This is a genomic window from Ferdinandcohnia salidurans, from assembly GCF_042680725.1.
GTDB classification, from domain to species: domain Bacteria; phylum Bacillota; class Bacilli; order Bacillales; family Bacillaceae_L; genus Ferdinandcohnia; species Ferdinandcohnia salidurans.
This window is the reverse complement of the sequence record NZ_JBHUEK010000026.1, coordinates 96,637-120,915: the sequence shown is the minus strand read 5'-3', so window position 1 is coordinate 120,915 and position 24,279 is coordinate 96,637. Positions and strand designations below refer to the sequence as shown.

Genomic DNA, 24,279 nt, shown 5'->3' with positions numbered 1-24,279 from the left:
AATAGAATCACAGCTAAGAAACATACAAATTATTCCTATTCTTACAATACTCTACAATCGTTCATGAATAAATGACTTTTTCTTTATTAGAACTCATAAGTAAATCTTATGCGCATCTATTAACACAAAAAAGAGAAAGCCCCCTTTACAAGGGAACTTTCTCTTAGTCTTCATGCTTATTTTTCTTTTTTTCTTCTTTTTTACGCTTTTTCTCTTCTTCTTTCCTCTTTTTCTGTTCCTCTTTCCAGTTATCCTTATCTTTACCTTTTTCTTTTTTCATATCTCCCGCTTTCCAGTCATTCTCCTTTTTCTTAATAGGAGCCTGATAGGTTGGGAGATTAAATGAAGTAGGTGGAACATTACTTAATGACTGTTGCATCATTTCTTTAAAAATTGTCGCAGCCGTTGAACTAGTAGTCGTTAAATAATGTTTTTCATCTGTCTTGTCATATCCAAGCCAGACTGCACCGACAAGTTCAGGCGTATATCCGACCATCCAAATATCCTTTGCCCCATTGATACCATCAATAGCTACCTGAGTTGAGCCAGTCTTACCAGCTACTTCTCTTCCCTCTATTTTCGCATTTCGGCCCGACCCGTTTTCAACAGCACCCTTCAATAAGAATGTCATTCTTTTTGCAACCTCAGGAGTTGTAATTTGTACAGGTTCTTCACTCCACTCGGCAATGATTTCACCGTTTGTATCAATAATTTTTGAAATTGCATGTGCCTTCGTCTTTTTTCCTTCATTTGGGAAGGTTGTATAAGCTTCAGCCATGTGAATAGGGGCAACCCCCTTATCAAGACCTCCGAGAGCAAGACTCAAGTTATGATCATTTTCTGTTATCGGAAGACCAAATTCATTCACAGCATCAATCCCGCTTTTAAGTCCAATTTCATTTAAGAGCCAAACTGCTGGGACATTATCGGAATTCCTCACTGCATCATATATAGTGACACTGCCTTTAAACCTTCCACTAACATTGGATGGCTGGTAGCCATTAAAGCTCATTGGTTTATCCGGTAGGACATCATAAATGCTGTAGCCACGTTCCAATGCTGGCGTGTATACAGAAAGTGGTTTGATTGTTGAACCCGGCTGCCTTTTTAATTGTGTCGCATGATTGAAACCACGAAATACATGCTCCCCACGACCTCCAACTAAGGCGTTTATTCCACCGGTCTTTGGGTCTACTAAAATAGCACCACTTTGTAGCAATTGGTCTTCTGGACTTGCAGGAAATAAGCTGTCATTTTTGTATACATTTTCTACAGATTCCTGCATGTGAGGATCAAGTTCTGTATAAATTTCCAAGCCACCAGACATCACCTCATTTTGGGTGAGTCCATATTTTTCAATTGCTTCTTCAATAATATAATCGACGTAATATGGGTATTTTCCTTCATATGGATCAAGTTGGCGCCCTTTGAACACGATTTCTTGGGCCTTAGCTTCCTTCACTTGGTTAGAAGTTAAATATCCCTGTTCCTCCATCGCTGCTAATACAAGATCTCTGCGGCTAAGCGATTTTTCCTCGTTAATTAATGGGTTCATCGTAGAAGGTGCTTTAATAATTCCGGCAAGAATGGCTCCTTCACTAACTGTTAGTTCATTAACCTCTTTACCAAAATAGGTTCTTGAAGCATTTTTTATGCCCCATGCCCCTTCACCAAAATAGATTTGATTCAGATACATTTCAATAATTTTTTCCTTTGAAAATGTACGCTCTATTTTTTGAGCAAGGAAGAATTCATCAATTTTTCGTTTCAGGGTTTGCTCATGAGTTAAAAAGACGTTCTTTGTTAATTGCTGGGTAATCGTACTTCCGCCCTCGACAATGTCACCCGCTTTTAAATTTCGGAAAAGCGCACGAAAAATACCGATATAATCCACCCCTGGATGTTTGTAAAATCGGCGGTCTTCAATGGCAACTAAGGCATTGATAACATGTGGCGGAATTTTTTCATAGCTTACACCTTCGATTTTAGGTCCAGGTACCTTACTGGCGATTTCTCCATTTTTATCATAGATAATAGTTGGTTCCGGCAATGGATTGTTCAAAGCACTAACATCCCGAGAATTGATATACATGTTGAGCCCAATAGCAATAAATAAAATAAAAACCAACCCAATTAACAGGATGATTTTTACTTTTCCTACTTCGGACAAAGTCTTCATGAAGTTTTTTCCCATTATTTGAATGCCCTCCAAATGTGCTAGTAAAAATAATATCGCAAAAATAGCGCTACATATATTTATTCGAACAAGAAAATTTTTTATGTTCATAGGAAAGCTATTTTTTAAAAAAAAATTTGATTAGTGGAGGGTTATTTGTAAAATTAGCTTTTTAAGAATTCTTTAATTTGATTTGTGAGTTCGGTTCTATCGTAGGAGCGGTATAGGTTACTTGCAAGTCGTATTGGGTCACCGAAGAAAAAACGCTCGTATAGAGTTTGTCGTGACCCGAATGCACTAATACTAAGATCCCATGCGAGTCTAAATAGTTTTACTCGATCATACGAATTAGCGTTTGCAGCCTGTAAATATTGGTCAAGATCAGCCCTCTTATCAGAAGCAAAGTCTCTTTCAGTTGGAATTGAAACTAAGCCACTGGCACCTAATAGCTGTAAAATCTCAGTAAAACGTGGATATAGACGAGGGTATAAATTAATCGCACTGTATAGAGGGTTGATTGCAGGTGACATTGTACCCCATTTATCCAATTTCGCTTGAAGTTCAGATGTTAATAATAATGCTTTTAAAGACTCTAGCCCAACTATAATTTCACTGATTTTCTCTTGTACATGCTGATATTCACCAATGTTAATGGTATCCACCAAAGCTTGGGCTACTCCGAGCAGACATTCCGTTTTTACAACCTGTCTTGAAATAACTTGATGTAGGACTAGTGGAAAGAAGCTTGATTCTGTATACATTTTATTGGCACAATCAATACTTTCATTCATAAAGACTCGTTCCCAAGGAACAAGAACATTATTGAAAACAAGGATCGTATCCATTTCTTCAAATCGCGAGCTAAGAGGATGATCAAAAGTTGATTCTTTATATGCAAATGATTCTCTGCAGAGAAAGGTTAATCCTTTTGTGTTACTTGGAATTGAAAAGGCAAAAGCATACTCTTTATTAAATAAATTTCCACCTGATGGAAAGACGATTAACTCATCTGTAATACCACCCTGTGTAGCTAGCAATCTTGCACCATGAATAATAATTCCTTCTGCTCTTTTTTCAATAACCTTGGCCGCTATGATATTATCGTCGTCATCCATATGGAAAAGAGAACGGTTTGTTTGTGGATTTATAAAGGTGTGGGTAAATGAATAATCATTTTCACTTGCTTCCTCATAAAACCTACGGAGATTTTTCACAAACTCCGGATTATTAGAAGAAAATAAATCAGCAGCAGCATTAACAGCCATTAAGCACGTATTCATATAATCAGGGGATCGTCCCATCATTCCAAGTGTACTCTTTGCCCATGTTTGTATCATAAGGCGCCTTTTTTCTAAATCTTCTTTAGTTTTAGGCTCTAAATAGGAAGTTCCTATTTGATTACCCGTTTTAGGAGAAGTAAAGGTCATGATGTCTTGATTTGAAGATTTACTTTGAAGGTCATAGAGCTTCGCTTGACTCTTAATGACTCCACGGAAAGCAGGATGCTCTGAAATATTCCCCTTCACCTTTTCCCCGTCAATCCATATATCAGAATGCAGTTTATTAATTCTATTTATATATTCTTCACCGGAAATTATCCCAATTTTTAACACCTCCACAGGCTACTAACCTAAAATATGCTCCGCTTTAACATCACGTGAGACCATTTTTCATTAACAGCCTGTGGAAAAACATCTAATTGAAAACGTCAGTGTTGATAGGCACAGATTGTGGTTATCTAACAAATTCCAAGATGTCTGTATACATCCTTGAGTGATAGTACATCCCAAACTTCAGGCCACGTTCAATGATTCTTTTTTGATCTCCTTCATAGCCTTGAGCCACTACTTCATATATTTCGTTAGCATGTTGCACATCAAGTACCTCATGATCTGTAAAATGAACGAGTGACCTATTTTCGCTCCCAAAGGTGTTTTTCGCAAATTGGCCCACTAATGGCGAAACACGGGCAACGATTTCTTCAATTACACCAAGTGCGGCAAGCCCCTCTAAATAGTGATAGTGAAGACAAAGATCCGTTAATGCACGGTTGTATGCAAGAACGGGAATGCATGGTTCGCTTTCGTTCATTTCTTCTTCCGATACACCAATACCTTTTAAAAACTGTTTGTAAGTCTCGCTATGAACATATTTTTCGTTCATTTTCCCGTGCTCTTCAAATAAGTTTTCCACAAGTGGCATTCTCATTCGAAAGTCTGACATATTCGTTAAAATCGCTGACAAAAAACGTGGAAAGTAAAGAACGACGTGATAAATTTGAAGTGCAATCTCCTTTTGTTGTTCATCTGAAAATTCTCCTTTAGCTAAAGCCACAAATAATGGATGTTGTTCAATTTTCTCAACTCGAAACATACCATCTGTCACATTCTTTAACTCTACAAATTTCTCCATTCTTACATCCTCCTAAATAAGTGTTATTTCATGAAAATTCATCCAAAGGTTCGCAGGGATGTCCCCGTATGCAAATGTTGTTGATGAAAGTTGTATATTAAAAGGGTTACTTCGATACTGCTCTGCCTCTATGGAAGATACTCCAAAAAACAAAAAGGTGTATCGGTGCTTATAGGTCTTTTGAATATAGGAGATACATTCCTTTCGAAATCTCACTGGTTTATCCCTAGCTGCAAAAAATGCCATATAGCCATGCCGAAATTCCTCACCTTTATTAGGCAATAGTGGGCAACCGACTGTCCGACAAATCAAATTTACTAGTTTAAACATGAAAGGAAGTTTCCTAGAAAGTCGAAGCTTCCTAGCATCTGTTTGATTTACAAGCTTACAGATTGCCAAGTCGTCCTCCTTATCTCTAACAACTAAAAACACACCATTTTCTTTTAAAAATATCCTCTTATCACAAAGTGCAAAGTCTTGAAGCCTAGCTAAGCTCTTGTAAATCTGCCATGCCTCTTCCCCTTCGATTTCGATTACATCAACATGATTTTTCCGATATTTTAAAAACATTGGTACACCAATATGAAACGTTCTTCCAAGTTCAATTCCACCAGGAAGGAGCCCATTCCCTTTTGTCATGGATGCTTTGTTTGAATTTGTATCAAGAACGGTGGAATACATCCATTTGACTGTACCTTCATTTTGATAACGTGATACTAATTGTTGTGTCAAGCGATAGAATGCAAAGGTCCGATGGAAGTCAGGATGAATCCTTAAATCATTTAAGTAATACACATGCTTACATGATCCCTCAATTACCCGCTTTTGCTGACTGACTGCCACACAGCCAATTAATTCACTTCCTTTAAACAATCCAAAATGCCTTGTCCTTCCAAATTCCTCTGACAGTTCAAAAAAATTCGGAGACCGATCAACATAAAAGAGGTCGCTACCTGTACTTGTTTCATCTGCTAACCGAAGCAGTTGTGGTCCGTGGGTTTCATCAAGCTCCATGAATGAATAGGTCATACCAATTGCCCCACTGTTATTTTTTGATACAACATCGAACGCTCTAACCGTTCACAACGTTTTGACAGCTCTTCATCTCGATAAAACTGTTCCATAAAAAAATCAGGTAATTTACTCGTACTAAGCATATTTCGGAACATCAATACAGCTTCTTCTGATTTTGATTGAATCATACTTTTACAAATCGCTGCTTTTCCTTTTCCATCTGCCCAATCAAATACATTTGACAAGTAAAAAGCATCAATCGAACTTTCCTTCTCTAATAGCTCTTGAATACTCATTGGATAAATGAACAGTTTATCGATATTTCTTTTTACTTCTTCATATCCTTCTGGAGTTAAATAGAATGGAACTCCCTCGACCTGGTCATACAAATAAGTAGAAAGTAAGATTTGGCTTAAAAAATAATTATTGTGAATCGGCTTTGTTTTCACTTCTTTCTCAAATTGACTTAAAAAGAAATTCCCAAAATCATTTTCACTGGCATTCTTAAACATAAAGCTAGGAAAAAATTGGAGGTGTGTCGTTTTGCTTAACAAGATTTTTATAGCTGTTCTCCATTGGGCAGTTGTTAAGTATTCTTCATAAAATTTCTGTTGCTCAGCAAGGTTTTTGGCAGAAAACAACTGATTCCAAACCGTCTCGTCATATACATTCCGGCAAATGTTTTCCCCTAAAAATCTATAAAAACGCTCATTTACACCACAATGATTAATTCCCTTTTCTATTTCACTACGATGCAACTTCCAAAATTGATTCGCATAATCAGGCAATTCTTCAGCAATCTCTTCATACATTTCATTCCGATTTCCACAATCCATTTCCCCAATGAAAGCTAGAAAATTATTCAGAGAAAACTGCTGAATCGCTGCCCTTTTCAACTCAATCAAAGCACATTGTGCGGGATTCAAATCAACACAGAGAACTTGGTCTATCGTATCAGTCAGAATGGAAAAAGCCGTACATCCACCTGAACCAACTACGAGCACTTTCTGTGGCCCTACTACTCTTGTAATCTCTCTTTCTACCAAACTGTCCTCTCTTATCTGTGAAAAATATATGTCAGACATTGCTCACGACCCCTCCTTCGAATAAATCCAAGACTTCTTTTTTTCCTTCTTTCCAATTCAACATTCTTTTTCTTCCACTTTCCAGCTGACGATTGAATGTATCTCGAGCATTTGGATCATCCGGTATTGTGGAGTATAGGACGACATTTACTCCTTGTGATAAGTCCAATTTTCTTGAACAAAGCCAATTCTCTACTTCAGGATAAGTTGATTTATATTGATAGAGTGGATCCTTTGATTTTGAAGTTAGTCGCTCAAGATCTAGCTCACCTATATGTGTAAGCTTTTTTGAGAAAACGTGAACCTTCTCCTTTACTTCTTCAGGAACCTCGGATACCTGGAATTTCGGGTAAGCGCAGTCATCAAACAACGCTTTAAAAAGCAGCAAAACCTCTGGATTCTCAATTTCTGCAAGTAGGTGTATTTTTCTACCTACATTCTTTTCCATTAACACTTGAATATAAGACATGAAAAGGTCTAAAAAACAGCTCATTCGCGAAAACAAAGGACCAAAGTATACGAACTTCTCGTCTCCTAGGTCAAAGGTTTGAACGAGTTGGAAGGCAAAAAGCTTTTGATTTCGTCTTAAGCATATTACCTGATCGTATATCTCAAATCTTGAAAAAAGATACGCCTCCCTCACCTTGCTTACTCGGCTTGAAAATGAGAGCATTTCTTCTTTGTGTTTTAAAAGTAATTGATTTGTCTCAATAATCTCTAATAATTGAGTCACTCATCACACCAACCAATTCCTATAGTGTAAAATTACACCATTTATTCTTTAGTGTAATTTTACACTATTCGGAATAAATTTCAAGTATATTTCCTTAATTTTCTATAGATAATAAAAGAGCCTAGTTTATACTTAGATACCTGATGTACAGTTGTATTTTGTATTTTCAATAAACACATCTTGTAAACTTAATATTACGTTTTTGTAAACTTTGTAAAATTTTTATTGTAATTTCGACAAATTTAGATAAAAATATTCTTTGTGTGTTTTTATATTTCATTATTGGAGGAACAACAATATGTTCGCAAATAAGAAAAAAGATGTTTTTTTCGAAGCACTTACATCTATCTCTTCAAATTTAAAAGAAGCGGCAGATTATTTCGTACAGTTTAAAATTAAAAATGTAAGTGACTTGAAAGAGTTTTCGAGTCAAATGAAAGACTATGAGAGAAAAGGCGATGATGTTATTCATGGCTTAATCACTCAACTTAATAAATCCTTTATTACCCCCATTGAGCGAGAAGATATTCTACAATTGGCGATGAAAATGGATGATGTACTAGACGGGATGGAGCAATGCGCAGCACGCTTTGAGATGTATTCATTGACCGATACCGACGAATACATGACTACATATGCTGACCTAATCCATAAAAGTACGGTTGAAATTTTCCATGCCATTGAACTTCTTTCAAATAAAAAACTGTTAGATATGCGTACGCATGCGATTAAAATCAATGATTATGAATCACAATGTGACGAACTCTTAAGGGTTTCAATCAAACAGCTTTTCCAAACTGAAAAAGACCCAATAAAGATTATCCAACTTAAGGAGATTTATGAGATTCTTGAAGGCATTTCAGACTACTGTGAGGATGTTGCGGATACGCTTGAAACCATCATTATGAGAAATGCGTAAGGGAGAATCTTATTAATGGATACGTTACTATTATTAACGGTATTAATTGTTTTTTTTGCATTAGCATTTGACTTCATTAACGGTTTTCATGATACAGCTAATGCAATAGCGACAAGTGTTTCTACAAAGGCACTTAAGCCAAGAGTTGCTATTGTCCTTGCAGCCTCCATGAACTTTATTGGTGCTATTACATTTACGGGTGTTGCCAAAACAATCACCAAAGATATTGTTGATCCTTTTGCGATAGAAAATGGATCAGTTGTTATCTTAGCAGCCCTACTTTCGGCAATTGCATGGAACTTGATAACATGGTACTACGGGATCCCCAGTAGTTCCTCTCATGCTTTAATCGGGTCCATTGCTGGAGCAGCCATTTCTGCTGCAGGCTTTGGGATTTTAAATTACAGTGGTTTTATAAAAATCTTAGAAGCACTCATTCTTTCCCCTTTTATTGCATTAGCAGTTGGATTTCTTATGATGAGCCTTTTTAAAGTCATTTTTAAAAACACAAATCTATATAAGACAAACAAGGGATTCAGGACCTTTCAAATTTTCACAGCTGCCCTTCAATCTTTTACCCACGGAACAAATGACGCTCAAAAAGCGATGGGTATTATCACGATGGCATTGATTGCTGGTGGATTTACAACCTCTACCGATATACCGCTATGGGTGAGAATTGCCGCAGCAACTGCAATGGGGCTCGGTACATCAATAGGTGGCTGGAAAATCATTAAAACCGTCGGCGGTAAAATTATGAAAATCCGTCCAATAAATGGCGCTGCGGCTGACCTATCTTCTGCTCTAATCATTTTTGGAGCGACTTATATTCATTTACCGGTTAGTACAACACATGTTATTTCATCCGCAATCATGGGTGTCGGTTCCGCTCAACGTGTAAAAGGCGTAAAATGGGGTGTTGCCCGTAAAATCGTCCTCACTTGGGTGATTACACTTCCAATCTCAGCATTGTTAGCAGCACTCATTTATCAAATCATTAACCTATTTTTCTAAAAGGTGGCTACTGCCACCTTTTTTTATTTGTTATAATATAATTGTAAAAAGATGACATTAGGAGGCATTCCAATGGTGCACTCACTCAAGAAGAACAGATCAATTTATATTTTTATTATCTTGGCACTATTGATCATTAGCTCAAATTATACAGTGATGGTCATTCAGCCATTTGAGCCTGTCACAGATACATTGATTCTCGCATCCTTGTTTGATTTAACAATCGTGTTACCTCTTTTCTTCTATTTATTTGTGGTTAGAAATCGTTTTTCCATGATTACTCTTCTTCCTGTTGTGATTGGCGGCTTTTGGTTTGCATACTTCATTGTTCCCCATCATGATATCGCTATTTTTAATTACTTGAAATACGGAATCTTTCTAATCGAAGGCCTCTTTATTGCAATTGAATTGTTTCTTGCCGTCTTGTTAATCCGTAAAATTCCAACTCTCATCCAGAATTACAAACAACAAAAAGAAAACTCTTTTTATTATCCTGCAACTATACGTGGAGCCTTGAATCAAACATTTGGTAAGAAAAAGCTTCTTGATATCCTTGTGTTCGATTTCACCATTTTCTATTATGCATTCTTCGTTTGGAGGAAAAAATGGGAAAGTAAAGCTGACACTCATGTGTTTACCATCCATACAAAATCAGGTTATTTTGGGTTGTTTATTATGTTGGTACATGCGATGATCATCGAGGTAATCGGGGTTCACTTTTTAATTGCCCACTTCTGGAGTCCAATTGCAGCTTGGATTTTTACAATTTTTGATTTATATGCGTTGCTTTGGATTATTGCAGACTACCAAGCAGTGCGTCTTTCACCAATTGTAATCAATGATGGTAAGCTTTTTGCACAGGTTGGAATAAGACGTGAAATTGAAGTTGATGTAGACAATATCAAATCAGTTCAAGATACAATTACCGATAAAAAAGCAAGATCAAAGGAGAAAGATAGTTTTTCAATCACTCTTCCTGATTTCTTTGAAGAAGATCCACAATTTGAGATTGAATTAATCAAACCAGTTTTTGCTTATCTGCCATTCGGGAAGAAAAAAAAGATCACAAAACTTTATGTAACAGTAGATGAAAAAGAAGCTTTTTTACAGGAATTAAATAGCTTTGTTAAAGAAAATGATTCTGAATCCTAACATTAATCAAATAAGTGTATTTTGCTCGGCAATTTGCCGAGTTTTTTCATTTTAAGCGAGAATTGAAGGCTAGTCTATTCTACTAACTTTTTAATATACATATAGTAAGGCTGGCCTTAAGGATGTGAAATTTTTGAAATCGTTTATTCATGGAAAAAAGACATTTTATCGTGGTTTAATTTTTATTGTTGTGTATCTTAATACTTTGTTAACTTTTGCTATTATATATATTTTTTTAGATTTACTAGACCTAGGTGCGGTACATGACCATTATGCATCAGATTCGCACCAAGAACAGTCACTAGATATTGTGACTCGGTCGCTATATTTTAGTGCGATTACTCTCTTATCGGTTGGGTATGGGGATGTAACTCCATTTGGTATCTCAAGGGCTGTAGCGATTATTGAAGCGTTAATCGGTTATTTGTTACCTGTGGTCATCGTGATTCAGTTTCTCCCTCCTTTTCGAAATACAGAAGGTGATAATTATCCGTATGATTAGAAATGAGCTAGTCCATCAATGGGCTAGCTCCTCATTTTAAAAAGGTTGTTCATCTTGCGCCATTTCAACGAGATGGCCGGCTCTTTCCACTTTAGTCTTTAAGTATTTTTGGTTAAACTCTGACACATCTCCCCAAATTGGCATCCGTTCTGAAACATTCATTCCTGAATTTTTAAGGGCATCGATTTTTTTAGGATTATTTGTTATTAAGGAAACAGGTTTCGTCCGTAACGACTTCAAGACACGAATCGCATCGTCGTAATTTCTAGCATCATCCTTAAATCCTAGTTGGATATTTGCTTCAACTGTATCTAAACCATTCTCTTGAAGGATATAGGCCATTGCTTTACTAAATAAGCCTATTCCTCGACCCTCATGATTTGCTAAATAAAATAAAGCACCTGCCCCATGGTCCACAATGATTCTCATTGATTGTTTTAGTTGATACCCGCAATCACAACGCTTGCTTCCAAAAATATCACCCGTATGACAAATACTATGCATCCGAATTAAAGCCTCGTCTGCATTTTCAAAATCTCCATATACTAAAACACTTGATTGCTGTTTTTCAGCAAGGTTTGTTGCTGAAAGCTTTTCTATGATTCGATTTGCATCCAGCGTTACCTCATCACAAAGTAGCCAGCAATACCACTGAAAAATGACGGTTTCTCCATCTAAATTCACTGGAAGCTTAATTGGTCCAACTAAGTAAATGGCTTTATCTCCTCTTTCAATAAGTTTAATTTTTTCTTGTAAAATGGATATAATTTCTTTAGAAATCACGAATAATCCCCCTTGCTCAATTGGTTACAAGTAGTTTTTGATTAATATCATTTATTTATCCACCCTAACCTTCTCGTTTTTAATGCTTGGGTCTTGCTTTTTAAAGATAAAAGGTGATATAGTTACCTAGGTAACTAATTATAATGAAATAGGCATTGAGGTGTTTTTATGCAAACTGGCCATACTCTATTTCACGCAGTGCATCAGTTGTCACGACAGCTTACAAAACATGTAAATGAAACGTTAGAACCCTTCGGACTATTCGGCGCGCAATGGTCCGTTTTATTTGTTTTAAAAACAAAAGGGACATCAACACAATCTGAGCTATGTGACTATTTAACTGTTGAGGCTCCACCGATGACTCGAAATATACAAAAGCTCGTTAAGCTTGGATATGTCAGACAAATTCAAGGTACAGACAAGCGTACCAAGCAAATTGAATTAACGGAAAAGGCACTAGCTGAGTATCCAAAATGGGAACAAGCTATGATCGAAATGAATGAAAAGCTCGTAGAAAATTTTCCAATAGAATTGCAGGACCAGTTATATGAACTTTTAAACCATTGGTTCCATCAGGTTAAGAATTAACACCAGGAGGTAAAGTATGGGGAAACAAAAACTTTGGACGAAGGATTTTATAAATCTTTCGGTTAGTAACTTTTTTGTATTTTTGACGTTTTATTATTTATTAGTTTCATTGCCGGTATACACGTTGAATGATTTGGGAGGAAATGAATTAGAAGCAGGGCTCATGGTTACTGTCTTTTTATTCTCTGCAATCATCGTCCGTCCTTTTGCGGGTCAATGGTTAAATACCCTTGGTAGAAAGAAGGTTCTCACTCTTTCATTACTTATTTTCATGATTTCATCGCTATTCTATTTCTTCACTCCATCCATCTACTCTGTTTTATTGCTACGTTTATTCCATGGAATTGGATTCGGAATGGCAACAACCGCTGCTGGAGGGATTGTTGCAGACATTATCCCCGATTCTCGAAAAGGAGAGGGCATGGGATATTTTATTATGTCAAACAACTTAGCAATGGTTATTGGTCCATTCTTAGGGTTAACACTCTTGAATAAATCCGGAATGAATAGCGTGTTTATAGTTGGAGCAATTTGTTCAATTCTTGCATTAGTAACAGGTTATTTTGTAAAAGTTCCTGAAAGAACACAAGAAAAATTAATACAACAAAAACCAGTAAAAACAAAATTGTCCTTCGGGGATCTCTTTGAGGTTCCTGCGATAAAAATTTCAATTGTCGGTGGACTATTAGGGATTGTATACTCTTCTCTCTTATCTTTCGTTTCCGTGTACGCCCAAGAAATTGGATTATTTGAGGTTTCAAGCTTCTTTTTCGTAGTATATGCTGTAGTACTTCTAGTTTCTAGACCTTTCACTGGAAGATGGTTTGATCAATACGGAGCAAATAAAATTGTCTATCCATCAATCGTAGTGTTTGCAATTGGTATGCTGTTTCTCGGAATTTCATCAACTTCCTTTATGTTCTTATTTGCTGCTGCCTTAATCGGGTTAGGCTGGGGAACATTATTCCCAAGCTTCCAAACAATTGCTGTTCAAGCTGCAGCCCCTACACGTAGAGGAACAGCAACAGCTACATTCTTATCAATTTATGACACTGGTATCGGTTTAGGTTCATCAATTGTCGGCCTTCTAAGCGCACAAATCGGGCTCGGCACGTTTTATTTCTTTAGTGGTTTTTATGTGTTATTCGGGATTATACTTTATTATTTACTTCATGATCGAAAAACAAAACTTGTTGTACAAACGGAACAAACTTATCATCAAACATCAGAATCAATCTAGGATAGAAGGGATTTTCCTTTTCTGTCCTTTTTATTTTAATTAAAGGATAATGTTATTTTAAATAAGCAGATGATTAGATTGGCATGATGTTAATGGGTATAATTATGATTGAATACTATTTTACATAAGGAGTGATTGTACAATGTTTGATGTTATTATTGTCGGCGCCGGTCCTGCAGGCGCAAGTGCAGCTTTATTTACAGCTAAGGCTGGTAAGAAAACTTTACTTTTAGATAGTGATAAAGGTATGACCAAGCGTGCTTGGGTTGAAAACCATTATGGCGTTACTGAAATTGAAGGCCCTGAACTAGTTGAAATTGGCCAAAAACAAGCTGCAAAATTTGGTGCTGAAGTTGTTCAACAGGCGGTTACTTCTGTTGAAAAAACTGAAAACGGTTTTAAGGTTGTAACTGATAACGGTGATTACGAAGGAAAATACGTGGTTTTTGCAACTGGAGCTTTAACGGACGTGGCCGCTGCTGCAGGAGTCGCTACTAAAGAAGGCACAGAGCCTCGTATTAAAACAGTTCTTGATGTTGATGCATCTGGTAAAACAAATGTTGAGGGTATCTGGGCTGCTGGTACATGTGCAGGTGTAAGTGTTCATACGATTATTACGGCTGGTGACGGTGCAAAAGTTGCAATTAATATCATCAGTGAAATCAATGGTGAGCGTTATGTTGACCATGATGTGTTAAAGAAATAAAATGTCATAAAAAAACCAGGTGAATAAATTATCACCTGGTTTTTTTATGGGGATGTGACTACCAATAATAGCTAAAATTGTACATAATAAGGTCGATGCCAGTAATCATTATCTGAAACTATTTTTAAATATGAACGTAATACATAATAGGAATAAAAACAGAAAGAGGCATGCAAATGGAATCTAAACATATACTCGAAAGTGAACTAAAAAAGATAGAAGTATGGGAAAAAGACCAGAGTGGTTTATGGTTTTGGGAACGAATTGGTCGACTCCCATTTAAGCTTCTAGATAAACTAACTCCTAAGTTTATCCACGAAAAAATCGGCATTTTACTTGATGAAATTGGAAGCTACATACAAAACGGTGGTAAATATCTCATCCAGGAAAAAGCCATTTTTAATCTAATTGAAAAAAAAGCAAATAGGCCCATTGAAAAGATTGCAGATATCGAACAAATCCCGCTTCAAAAAATGATTGAAGTCAGCCAAGAGCATTCAGAAAAATGGGCAAAAGTGGCCACCCTGCAAGGAGCGACGACGGGGATCGGTGGTATATTTACACTTGCAATCGATATTCCTGCTTTGCTTGGAATGTCATTAAAAACACTTCAGGAAATCGCAATTATTCATGGATTTGATCCAAACGATAAAAACGAGCGAATTTTTATTATTAAATGTTTACAGTTCTCTTCTGCTGATGTAGTTGGGAAGCAGGCAATTCTAAAAGAACTTACCTCCTTTTATCAAGGCAGAAATTCTTCGAATGAAATGATGTCACAACTCCAAGGTTGGCGTGAAGTTGTGTATACCTACCGAGACTCACTTGGTTGGAAGAAACTCTTTCAAATGATACCAATTGCAGGGATTCTTTTTGGAGCTGTCTCCAATCGCTCGATGATTCAAGATCTCACGGAGACTGGAAATATGTTATACCGTAAAAGAAGAATCCTAGAAAGATTAAAAGATGAAGCACCAGCATCCTAAAAGTCCCATTTTTATGGGTCTTTTTCAGGATTAAGGACTCCCTCCAAACTAGTCGGTCACATTTTTTATTAATAACGAATAAGATACTCAAGAGACTAACACAAAGGAGTTATCAACTTATGAAATGGAAAAATTACGGATTATGGGTCTCTCTTGGATCGATTTTATATATGGTATTTAAAGATTTAGGTATGCAAATAGATTTAACATCATGGGAAACATACGTGACTGCAATATTAGGCTTACTGGGAGCTTTAGGGATCATTTCAAATCCGGATAAAGGTAAAGGTTTCTTTGACAAAATACCCGATACACCTGTTGAGGCAATTGCTCAAGTTACGGAACAATTACAAAACCAAAATCAACCCCCTACAGGTCCAGATGGAAATACATCACAAAACCACATTCAGAGTCCACCTAATGTCCAGCAGAACCAAAGCTATATTTCACAACAAACAATGATCGACACACCGCAACAGCAACCACAGAATCAAATGGATCCTGGTCAATCTCACTATCAAGTAAATCAAGTTCAAAATGAATATCAAGATTACCAAAACCAAACAACTCATACTCAACAATTTCAACAACACCAAAGTAATGTAAATAATGCGACTTACATGCAAGAAGTCGAACCAGCACAGGTTCAATCTGAAGTTAATATAGACTCTAATCAGTATGCCGAAGTGTCTAATCAAGAGCAGACACCAAGTAATTTTGACAGAAGTTCTATTCACGGAATGCCAGCACCGCCAAATGAGCATATGTAGTAAGTTTTTCCAAGCGCCTGGTAAGCAGGTGCTTTTTCATTGAAATAATATGAATAATTAACTGGGAAATATAAGAAAATAGATATATAGCGAACTGAAGTGTGGTGGGTAAAACGATGTGAAAGCTGTAGAACGTATATTTTGGAGTATTGCATTACCAGGGTTCGGACAATTATTAAATAAACAATATGTAAAGGGTCTAACCTTTATTTTCTTAGAATTCTTGGTCAATACCCTTGCAAATTTCAATGAAGTCATCATGCTTAGCTTTTTAGGTGAAACACAACAAGCACTTGCATCTACTAATTATGGGTGGCTCATGTTTTATCCTTGTTTGTACTTTTTTGCCATGTGGGATGCATTTAAAGAAGCTGGTGGTGGAAAAGCTCCCTATTCCTTTTTACCATTTGCATTTTGTGCTTATTTTGTTACCGTCGGTTTAATGGTCGCGCCTAAAGCTATTTTTTGGGGTATTACCTTTGGACCTGTTTTTTTTCCAATGATTTGTGTAATTCCCGGGCTAATAGTTGGTTTTCTCATAAGAAAAATCATCCTAACCTTTGGTAAAGAGGACGCTCTCGTGTAATACATATCACAAAAGGTTGCTGAGTGTTAACAGCAACCTTTACCATTTATTTCACCTTTTTATACAATTTTTGTTTTTTACTGATTTCCTCGTAATAAACTTCTTTTTTATCGAAACACCGAGGAAGGAACATCAAAGATATGCCAAAGAAAGAGGATAAATATGAGTGAGGCAACCCAGGCACGAATTGGCCGCACATAATGTAAACGAAGAATGGAGAACATCACGAGGTTAAATAATACTGACCACCCCAAGCTCCAACCATGATTATATTTTATAAGTCCAACAAATAAATCCACAGCTTCATTCACAGCATAAATGCCGCCCCATATTAAGATATAGAACAATTGCTTTATCCAGGTACTTTCTTCTGGGTATTTTCCTAAAAAGATGAGTATGGTTGCTGGATATTTTATAGCCATTATTGAAAAAACGATATGTGTGTTGGTCAGACCAATTCCTTCATCAACACCTTGAGGAGTATATGTCCACATCGCAAACTTGTCAGATAACAAATATAAATAAAGAAAATCCCCCAATAGCAAAAAGAGGTAGGTTGGATAGTATTTTTTAAAATTTCTCCAATCTCCCCAAATAAATAACGCTGCTAGCCAAATTAAACCATAAATTGCATTCACAAAAAGGCACCTCAGTTACTCTAACTGTAAAAATTTTGAAGTTACCTTTTATTGTTTCCTAATAATAATCATTATAGACAAAAAAACACGCTGCCAAATAGACAGCGCGTTTCCTATCTTAATGATTTACTGCTTTATCAAGACCACCTGGTGTCTTGTGTACTGAAAGCTTCTCAACTAATTTATTGCTTTCTGTATTTAATCCTTTAATGTTCACGTTTATCCCATTTTGATGGTATTTCATGACGACCTTATCAATCGCGCCTACCGCAGAGTCATCCCACAGGTGGGCATTTGATAGATCTAAATCTATTTCTTTCACATCTTCTTTGTAATCAAAACTATTGACAAAATCAGTAACTGAAGCGAAGAACAACTGCCCTGAAACATGGTACACTTTCTTTTGCGAATTCTTTGCTGAAAGACTTGTAACTTTTACTTTTGAAATCTTTGAAGCAAAGAAAATTGCACTCAGAATGATTCCAACTAAAACACCTTTTGATAGGTCATGTGTCTGTAAAACTGTGATCACTGTTACAATCATGACAATTGTGTCCGTGATTGGAACCTTATGGAGAGTGCGTAAGGCCGACCAGTCAAACGTTCCGATTGAAACCATGAACATCACCCCAACGAGGGCTGCCATTGGAATTTGAACTAAGAAATCTTTAAGTACTATGATTAAGACCATTAAAAATACTCCGGCTACAAACGCAGAAAGTCTTCCACGACCTCCAGATTTAACGTTAATTACAGATTGTCCGATCATCGCACAACCTGCCATTCCGCCAAAGAAGCCAGAAACGATATTTGCTATCCCTTGCCCACGTGCTTCTTTATTTTTATCACTTTCTGTATCTGTCATATCATCAACAATCGAAGCTGTTAATAATGACTCAACTAATCCAACAATTGCGATTGATAAAGAATAAGGGAAGATAATTTTTAATGTTTCAAAATTCAACGGTATATCAGGGAGTAAAAAAATAGGTAATGTTGATGGAAGCTCCCCCATATCTCCAATTGTACGTACTCCACTATTAGTTAATACTGCGATTACTGTCATAACAATGATAGCTACTAATGGTGATGGAACAGCCTTTGTAAAACGCGGGAAGATATAAATAATGGCTAAGGCTCCTGCTACCATTGCGTACATTTGCCATGATTCACCTGCAAAATGCGGTAATTGAGCCGCAAAAATCAAGATCGCAAGTGAGTTCACGAAACCAGTCATGACTGAACGAGGGACAAATTTCATAAGTCTCCCAAGCTTTAACACACCCATGATAATTTGGATAACACCCGTTAAAATCGTTGCAGCAAGTAAGTATTGGAGGCCATAATCTGCAACCAATGTCACCATTAGTAATGCAGTTGCTCCTGTTGCTGCAGAAATCATACCAGGTCTTCCCCCAACAAATGCAATTGTCACGGCAATACAAAATGAGGCGTACAACCCTATCATTGGGTCAACTCCTGCAATTAGTGAAAAGGCAATTGCCTCCGGAATTAGCGCAAGTGCAACAACAATCCCTGCCATAATATCTCCTCGCACATTGCCAAACCATTCAGTTTTAAATGTTGATAAATTCAAATCAGCACCTCTTTCTATTTTGATTAATGTATTACTCCGGCAAATGCCTTCATGTTTTTTGACTTTCAACTCTCATGAAAGTCGGGTCCGTCGTGAACAAATCAAAGTATAGCGGATTTCAGCTAATATGTGAAATTAGTATGTAAACGCAAACATTTTACCTCACCTTCATTATTCTTCTGTTTTCTTCTATTTTCACTGCGACTTAATAAAATTCTTAATTCCACATGGTAGTTTTTAGTGCGGTACTCAAATAAAAAGACAGTCAGTACTTTTTAAATAAAGCACTGACTGCCTTTACTCGATTTTACTTTACAATTAGCACTGGACAATTTGCACGCTTGGCAACTTTGTGACTAACACTTCCAAGCACAAACTCCTGTAGAACATTTAGTCCTCTGCTACCAATGATGACGAGGTCAAACTGATTTTTATTCGCATAATTTACAATAGTAGGTCCTGGTTCGCCATGAAGAAATGTTATGTCATAAGAAACACCTGATTTCCTCATTATTTGTTCAATTTCTTTTAATCGTAGTCTTCGTTTATCACCAATATCCGGAGCATTCCAATTTTCTAATACATCGGATTTGACTTTATTGTGATCGACTACATATACGATTTCAATTTTTGTATCTAATTTTCCGTTTGTAAGCATTATTGCATGTTCAGCCGCCCGTTTGGAGTGCTCAGAACCATCTGCAGCTAATAGGATTCTATTGTACATAATTGACCTCCCTATTTAATGCGCTTCTTAATTTAAATTCTTTACAATATACTCATTCTCCTTTTCCTACTTTATATTTTTATTTACCACCTTGAATTTCCTATAGTAAGTTATCTAGTAAGTTCCAATATCTCATTGTAAGTATCTAACGTTAGTTGGGGATCCGGATCTACATGTTGTATTTTTGGAACATTAAAATTTGTTAATACAAAATGATGCTTAGCCTCGATTTCATGTCTTGCCAAAATATGCTTACAGCATGCTAGAGGGCAACCGTCAATCGCAATGATATCCCTTCCTGATTTTGCTGTTTTAACAAGTGGTTTAACATCTCCGCCTACTCCTGCAATGCAAGACATTTCAGCTATATTTTCTCGATCCATTTTTATCGCTATTGTATTTGCTGTTTGCGCAGCGGACGAACAGCCTGAACAAGAATAAACTAGAGGCAAATTCTTTTTTTCCACTTTATATCCCTCCCTTTATAATTGGAATCAATTTTAGTATATTTACTATTTTATTTCTGTGAGGAACATCACCATTTTCAGACTTTTTAAAAATATACACAAAAAAACTACCAATGGGGTAGCTTCTTCAAATTTGACCCTATTCGAAAAACAGAAAATATAGTTACTTTGCTAAAAATATGTTAAAATTTTTGTATAAGAATTATTATTTTAAATACAATTTTGAATATATTTTTAAAGTATATAAAATAGTATAGGTGATGGAGTTCACCTTTAACTGCCACTAGGCTAATGACTCCTGTCAGTAACTTTATCTGGCAGGAGTCTTTTTATTTTCACCTAAAATGGGAGGAAAAACAAAATGGTTTATCTTTTAATTGGGATTGCAGGATTTTTAGGGGCAATTTTAAGGTATTTTATTGGTTTTGTATTGTTCGACGAAAGTGCAGTGTTTCCGTTTGCTACTCTTACCGTCAATCTTATAGGGAGTTTTCTATTATCTTGGTTCACAACTGCCTTAGTGGAGAGGCTTTCAATCCCTGCTAACTTAAAAGCCGCTATCGGAACGGGGTTTGTTGGATCATTTACGACTTTTTCTACGTTAAGTGTGGAAACGGTCACGCTTGTTAAAACTGAAGAGTTATTTTTAGCATTCATCTATATATTTGCTAGTATTATTGGGGGATTAATCATGAGTCGATTAGGATTTCGTGTTAGTAAAGGAGAAGCAGTCGGATGAGCCTTGTTAATATCATATTGGTTGGAGTTGGAGGATTCTTTGGAGCAATTACTCGTTATGCAGTCAGTCAATTTATCAATAAGAAATTTTCATTTCGTATACCAATTGCTACACTTTTAATAAATTTATCAGGGTCTTTTCTTCTTGGGTTCATTATCGGAATGGGGATTGGAGGATATGCCTTTTTATTACTTGGTACTGGATTTATGGGGGCATTTACAACATTTTCGACATTTAAACTGGAAGGAATACAACTCCATATTGGCAAACGAAAAAAAGATTTTTTCATCTACAACTTATTAAGTTACGGCGGGGGGATCATGTTAGCCTTTATAGGGATTGAAGTGGGGTATTTCTTGGTATGAGTGTTAACACCGTATGTAATCTTTAAAGCAATTGTATTTCATGTATTAACTAATAACACAAGGACGGACCTCCTGTTACATAACCAAGAGGTCCGTCCCCTACTCATTAAATATATTTCCTATGCACGGTTTTTCCATCATACGTAAATACAACAGATTTATTCTCTAATACGGTCTCCATGTGGACGGGTCTGCCCCATAGTTGATAAATGTAAGGTAGTACTTTTTCAAGATATTTTAAATCAAGCTCTATGTCTTCGTACCAATGTTTTAGGAAGAGCTCCCCGCTTTTTAGATAGTCACCATCGGTTACAGTGATATACGGGAACCCACCGTTGACACGCATGTTCACGAGCTGGTCACGAACCTGTGTCCATTGTTTATCAATGACTTTATAATCTCGTCCTTGCTTTTGGAAGAGATACATGTCTTCGCGCAGGACTAAATCCTTCGTTAAGTAATTTCGAATGAAAGAAATATCTGATTCCACTTCACGAACCTCAAAGATTTTTTCACGCCCAGATCCTGGCTGAACACCACGTTCCTTCATTTCCTTCGTTGGGTTATTGTAACGTTCCTCTATGTCCTCAAAGATTTTTAAACCTAAGTAATATGGATTAATGCTTGTTTTGGATGGTTGCACTACACCTGCATTGAGCTTCGCAAACTCAATTGCTTCATCAGAAGTAAGATCCATTTCTCGGAGAATCCGCTGATGCCAATACGAAGCCCAGCCTTCGTATCGAAAAGGTGTTAATTTTATAATTTGTGTGCAAATAAACTTATTAGGTAAATATGATAAAAAGTTACATTTTTCACCTTAACTTTTTATTAATATGAGAATGCTTAACTACAATTCTTTAAATGAAGCTAACCGTCCACACCAAAACAAAAATATAAGCATTAAACGATGAAACTCCCTGTATTAACACCATTTACATGTCTCAGAGTGATCTTTTGATGAGGGAAATATCCACCATTTGGAAATAATTTTATATTTGTGTTCCCCCACTTCAGTATTTCTTCACTTTTTAGTCCAACAAACCTTTTTTTTGCGATGAGTCCCTTTACATTTTGCTGACTTTCGATAGCTTTTTTCTCTGAATCAAGTTTTGAACTATCTGTAAAGGAAGTATATAGATATACTTCCCTAATATCACTTATTCCCACAACATTGCAAAAGGAAATTGCACGAAGTAAGGCTCCTCTATACTGTTTTAACACTTTCGACCAAGTTGACGAGGAAAGTGTTGATTTAAGCTCGAAAATATATATAATTGCATGTCTATTCTGACTTTCATTAATTTGTAAAACTACTCCGTCAGCACATTTTTGATTATTGATAAACTTAAGCCATTGTGTCTTTTCCTCTTCCAACTTATAGTAACTTATGTTTGGTAAATTAGGAAATATCACTTCTAGCTCTGCTTTACCACTATCCTGTGTTTCATTGATAATAATTTTATGATTCTCTTTTTTGTAGAAATTTTCTAGTACACGGTTAAAATCAATTCCTATTGTTACCATCTAAATCTTCACCTATATTTTGAATTTTATCAGTTTCAATTATCAGTTTTTCTAATGCATTATTAAAAGTAGGCATTTCATACCCATAAAGGTCTAATTCTAATTTCTCAACTTCAGTAATACTATTGTTAGATGAAAATTGGTACGCGTTCACCACAGAAACATCATCTAATATATCTTTAGATTTAAAATTAAGTGTTTCGATTATTTTATTCTTGTTAGGATGCTGTGATAATGTGAGCAGATTATTAATCTTTTGCATAAGACTATCGCTATGTGTTGTAATCCAAACATTTTTATTTCTATTCAACAAATGAAATAAAAAGCGTGCCACTTCCATCTGAATTTTTGGGTGTAAATGAGACTCTAGTTCTTCTATGATCCATAAATCAGGATCATATGAAGAAGATAAAAACATTACTATCGGTGCCAACTCAGCAACAAGAGATGAAGTAACATGAAGTGGTATTCCAACATCTGAATTGCTTGGTACAAATTCAAAGTGTTCAAACGAGTCCTTTGATAGTTTCCCTTCTAATATATTTCCTGTTAAAAAATCAAGCTCCTCTTTGTACTTTTTTTGATTATCAGCATCCAAGTTTAATTTTTGCAATTTCTCTAGGAACATAATTGTAGGTAAAGTTAAATTAGTCCCTGCTATCTGATTTTTATATTCTTCATTTATTTCTATGTCGATTTCTTCTATATCTTCAGCATTATTTCTTTGATTACCTAATATTGCCCGATATGTATGCATAAACCCTGTCCTTGATGCTGGAAAATATATTGGCTGAAGATAACTAAACCTTGACTTAAAAGTAAGAGGATAACTATAAAAATTATAAAAATCTTTTCGAATCAGCATATATAATACTCTTCTAAAAACAGTTCTCAAAAGTATACTTCTATCATCCCGTACAATATAAGATGAGACTTTTTTATCATCAAGAATCAAAGTAACCCTTAATCCTTCAATTACTTGCACTTCTTGAGCACCTTCAGAGTCATCAATAGGAAAAATTCTTTGATGTCTTTCAACTTTTACCTCCAATTCCAAGAATTCTTTCCTCTTAATTTTAATATTGTCTAAAGTAATTGAGTGATTAAAGATCTTCTTAATAAAACTTTCCTTTTGTAATTTTAGTGATTCATTAAAATAGTATATAAGTTCATTTTGTAATTCAGGAGTGATTTTAAATTTTGTTTCATGTGTTGAAGATATTATATTTATGTTCCGTTCTATAAAATCATTGTAGCCTTCAAGGTGAACAATATTTCTAATAATATCATCAGTTTCTGTAATAAGTCCCCAAAGCAACTCCATAATATAACTTTTCCCACTGTTATTATCCCCTACAAATATCATAAAAGGGCTAACCTCAATCGAAGCATTCCTGATTTTACCAAAATTTTGAACTTCTAATGTCCACTTATTCATTGTCTACCTCCACATATTTCAATCAGAAACATCAAAATTTATTATACTTTAAATTAAATTTAAACTTAAAATGTATTATTAGTTTATTACTTATCTAAAACCCACTTTATTTATT

Annotated in this window: 25 protein-coding genes, 1 pseudogene and 1 riboswitch; of the genes and pseudogenes, 12 read left to right on the top strand and 14 right to left on the bottom strand. The window is 35.9% G+C overall.

All coding sequences use genetic code 11. The annotated features are described in order from the left end of the window. Positions 1-163 precede the first annotated feature (163 nt). The 6 genes from ACFSFW_RS18775 to ACFSFW_RS18750 form a co-directional block, all read right to left on the bottom strand. Complete coding sequence (locus tag ACFSFW_RS18775; protein ID WP_388040557.1) at positions 164-2,203, bottom strand: transglycosylase domain-containing protein; 2,040 nt, start codon at positions 2,201-2,203, stop codon at positions 164-166. Positions 2,204-2,340: 137 nt separating this feature from the next. After that, on the bottom strand, positions 2,341-3,789 hold the full coding sequence (gene hpaB, locus ACFSFW_RS18770) for a 4-hydroxyphenylacetate 3-monooxygenase, oxygenase component (protein WP_388040555.1): 1,449 nt from the start codon (positions 3,787-3,789) through the stop codon (positions 2,341-2,343). 121 nt (positions 3,790-3,910) lie between these two features. After that, positions 3,911-4,588, bottom strand: coding sequence for an iron-containing redox enzyme family protein (locus tag ACFSFW_RS18765; RefSeq protein ID WP_388040485.1), 678 nt, complete (start codon positions 4,586-4,588; stop codon positions 3,911-3,913). Positions 4,589-4,600: 12 nt separating this feature from the next. After that, positions 4,601-5,617, bottom strand: a complete 1,017-nt coding sequence (locus ACFSFW_RS18760) for a hypothetical protein (RefSeq protein WP_388040483.1) — start codon at positions 5,615-5,617, stop codon at positions 4,601-4,603. Then, on the bottom strand, positions 5,614-6,687 hold the full coding sequence (locus tag ACFSFW_RS18755) for a DUF3419 family protein (RefSeq protein ID WP_388040481.1): 1,074 nt from the start codon (positions 6,685-6,687) through the stop codon (positions 5,614-5,616). Before ACFSFW_RS18755 ends, ACFSFW_RS18760 begins: the two co-directional genes overlap by 4 nt. Next, entirely contained in the window at positions 6,680-7,420 is a 741-nt protein-coding gene (locus ACFSFW_RS18750; protein ID WP_388040480.1) for a hypothetical protein, read from the bottom strand. The genes ACFSFW_RS18755 and ACFSFW_RS18750 overlap by 8 nt, the downstream gene beginning before the upstream one ends. 298 nt (positions 7,421-7,718) lie before the next feature. Between ACFSFW_RS18750 and ACFSFW_RS18745 the strand changes: the two genes are divergently transcribed. From ACFSFW_RS18745 to ACFSFW_RS18730, 4 genes are all read left to right on the top strand, one after another. After that, positions 7,719-8,339: a DUF47 domain-containing protein gene (locus ACFSFW_RS18745; RefSeq protein ID WP_388040478.1), complete on the top strand. Its 621-nt coding sequence runs from the start codon at positions 7,719-7,721 to the stop codon at positions 8,337-8,339. A gap of 15 nt (positions 8,340-8,354) precedes the next feature. Then, positions 8,355-9,353, top strand: coding sequence for an inorganic phosphate transporter (locus ACFSFW_RS18740; protein ID WP_388040476.1), 999 nt, complete (start codon positions 8,355-8,357; stop codon positions 9,351-9,353). A gap of 72 nt (positions 9,354-9,425) precedes the next feature. Then, the gene (locus tag ACFSFW_RS18735) at positions 9,426-10,505 is read left to right on the top strand and encodes a hypothetical protein (RefSeq protein ID WP_388040474.1); all 1,080 of its coding nucleotides are present in this window, start codon (positions 9,426-9,428) and stop codon (positions 10,503-10,505) included. Positions 10,506-10,638: 133 nt separating this feature from the next. After that, positions 10,639-11,007 carry a potassium channel family protein gene (locus ACFSFW_RS18730; protein WP_099362521.1) on the top strand — a complete coding sequence of 123 codons (369 nt, stop codon included), beginning with the start codon at positions 10,639-10,641 and terminating at the stop codon, positions 11,005-11,007. A 36-nt stretch (positions 11,008-11,043) separates the two neighbouring features. Here the strand turns inward: ACFSFW_RS18730 and ACFSFW_RS18725 are convergent, their stop codons facing one another. Continuing rightward, positions 11,044-11,790, bottom strand: a complete 747-nt coding sequence (locus tag ACFSFW_RS18725; RefSeq protein WP_388040472.1) for a GTP cyclohydrolase II — start codon at positions 11,788-11,790, stop codon at positions 11,044-11,046. A gap of 168 nt (positions 11,791-11,958) precedes the next feature. Here ACFSFW_RS18725 and ACFSFW_RS18720 point away from each other — a divergent pair, with 168 nt between their 5' ends. The 6 genes from ACFSFW_RS18720 to ACFSFW_RS18695 all read left to right on the top strand — a co-directional run bounded on the left by ACFSFW_RS18720 (position 11,959) and on the right by ACFSFW_RS18695 (position 16,666). Further along, positions 11,959-12,378: a MarR family winged helix-turn-helix transcriptional regulator gene (locus ACFSFW_RS18720; protein ID WP_388040470.1), complete on the top strand. Its 420-nt coding sequence runs from the start codon at positions 11,959-11,961 to the stop codon at positions 12,376-12,378. Between the two features lie 16 nt (positions 12,379-12,394). Further along, complete coding sequence (locus ACFSFW_RS18715; protein ID WP_304214661.1) at positions 12,395-13,618, top strand: MFS transporter; 1,224 nt, start codon at positions 12,395-12,397, stop codon at positions 13,616-13,618. A gap of 142 nt (positions 13,619-13,760) precedes the next feature. Then, entirely contained in the window at positions 13,761-14,324 is a 564-nt protein-coding gene (locus ACFSFW_RS18710; protein WP_304214663.1) for an FAD-dependent oxidoreductase, read from the top strand. A gap of 176 nt (positions 14,325-14,500) precedes the next feature. Continuing rightward, positions 14,501-15,310: an EcsC family protein gene (locus tag ACFSFW_RS18705; RefSeq protein ID WP_388040467.1), complete on the top strand. Its 810-nt coding sequence runs from the start codon at positions 14,501-14,503 to the stop codon at positions 15,308-15,310. A gap of 119 nt (positions 15,311-15,429) precedes the next feature. After that, a complete protein-coding gene (locus ACFSFW_RS18700) occupies positions 15,430-16,080 on the top strand; it encodes a hypothetical protein (RefSeq protein ID WP_388040465.1) in 651 nt (216 codons plus the stop codon). Positions 16,081-16,198: 118 nt separating this feature from the next. Next, a complete protein-coding gene (locus ACFSFW_RS18695; protein WP_099362529.1) occupies positions 16,199-16,666 on the top strand; it encodes a hypothetical protein in 468 nt (155 codons plus the stop codon). A gap of 107 nt (positions 16,667-16,773) precedes the next feature. On the opposite strand, the gene ACFSFW_RS18690 is transcribed toward ACFSFW_RS18695, so the two are convergent. The 4 genes from ACFSFW_RS18690 to ACFSFW_RS18675 all read right to left on the bottom strand — a co-directional run bounded on the left by ACFSFW_RS18690 (position 16,774) and on the right by ACFSFW_RS18675 (position 20,095). After that, positions 16,774-17,304 carry a CBO0543 family protein gene (locus ACFSFW_RS18690; protein WP_388040463.1) on the bottom strand — a complete coding sequence of 177 codons (531 nt, stop codon included), beginning with the start codon at positions 17,302-17,304 and terminating at the stop codon, positions 16,774-16,776. Positions 17,305-17,422: 118 nt separating this feature from the next. Then, a complete protein-coding gene (locus tag ACFSFW_RS18685) occupies positions 17,423-18,901 on the bottom strand; it encodes a SulP family inorganic anion transporter (RefSeq protein ID WP_388040461.1) in 1,479 nt (492 codons plus the stop codon). A 307-nt stretch (positions 18,902-19,208) separates the two neighbouring features. Then, on the bottom strand, positions 19,209-19,628 hold the full coding sequence (locus ACFSFW_RS18680; protein ID WP_388040459.1) for a universal stress protein: 420 nt from the start codon (positions 19,626-19,628) through the stop codon (positions 19,209-19,211). Positions 19,629-19,738: 110 nt separating this feature from the next. After that, the gene (locus ACFSFW_RS18675) at positions 19,739-20,095 is read right to left on the bottom strand and encodes a putative zinc-binding protein (protein ID WP_388040457.1); all 357 of its coding nucleotides are present in this window, start codon (positions 20,093-20,095) and stop codon (positions 19,739-19,741) included. A gap of 247 nt (positions 20,096-20,342) precedes the next feature. After that, positions 20,343-20,403, top strand: a riboswitch (Fluoride riboswitch). Between the two features lie 53 nt (positions 20,404-20,456). On the opposite strand from ACFSFW_RS18675, the gene crcB (ACFSFW_RS18670) reads away from it, so the two are divergent. Both crcB (ACFSFW_RS18670) and crcB (ACFSFW_RS18665) read left to right on the top strand, forming a co-directional pair. After that, a complete protein-coding gene (gene crcB / locus ACFSFW_RS18670) occupies positions 20,457-20,834 on the top strand; it encodes a fluoride efflux transporter CrcB (protein WP_388040455.1) in 378 nt (125 codons plus the stop codon). After that, positions 20,831-21,199, top strand: a complete 369-nt coding sequence (crcB, locus tag ACFSFW_RS18665) for a fluoride efflux transporter CrcB (protein WP_388040453.1) — start codon at positions 20,831-20,833, stop codon at positions 21,197-21,199. The genes crcB (ACFSFW_RS18670) and crcB (ACFSFW_RS18665) overlap by 4 nt, the downstream gene beginning before the upstream one ends. Before the next feature lie 106 nt (positions 21,200-21,305). On the opposite strand, the pseudogene ACFSFW_RS18660 reads toward crcB (ACFSFW_RS18665), so the two are convergent. The 3 genes and pseudogenes from ACFSFW_RS18660 to ACFSFW_RS18650 form a co-directional block, all read right to left on the bottom strand. Further along, a pseudogene (locus ACFSFW_RS18660) lies at positions 21,306-21,953 on the bottom strand (SpoVR family protein); the annotation flags it as partial. A 149-nt stretch (positions 21,954-22,102) separates the two neighbouring features. After that, positions 22,103-22,726: a hypothetical protein gene (locus ACFSFW_RS18655; RefSeq protein WP_388040451.1), complete on the bottom strand. Its 624-nt coding sequence runs from the start codon at positions 22,724-22,726 to the stop codon at positions 22,103-22,105. Continuing rightward, entirely contained in the window at positions 22,707-24,164 is a 1,458-nt protein-coding gene (locus ACFSFW_RS18650) for an AAA family ATPase (protein WP_388040449.1), read from the bottom strand. Before ACFSFW_RS18650 ends, ACFSFW_RS18655 begins: the two co-directional genes overlap by 20 nt. Positions 24,165-24,279 lie beyond the last annotated feature (115 nt).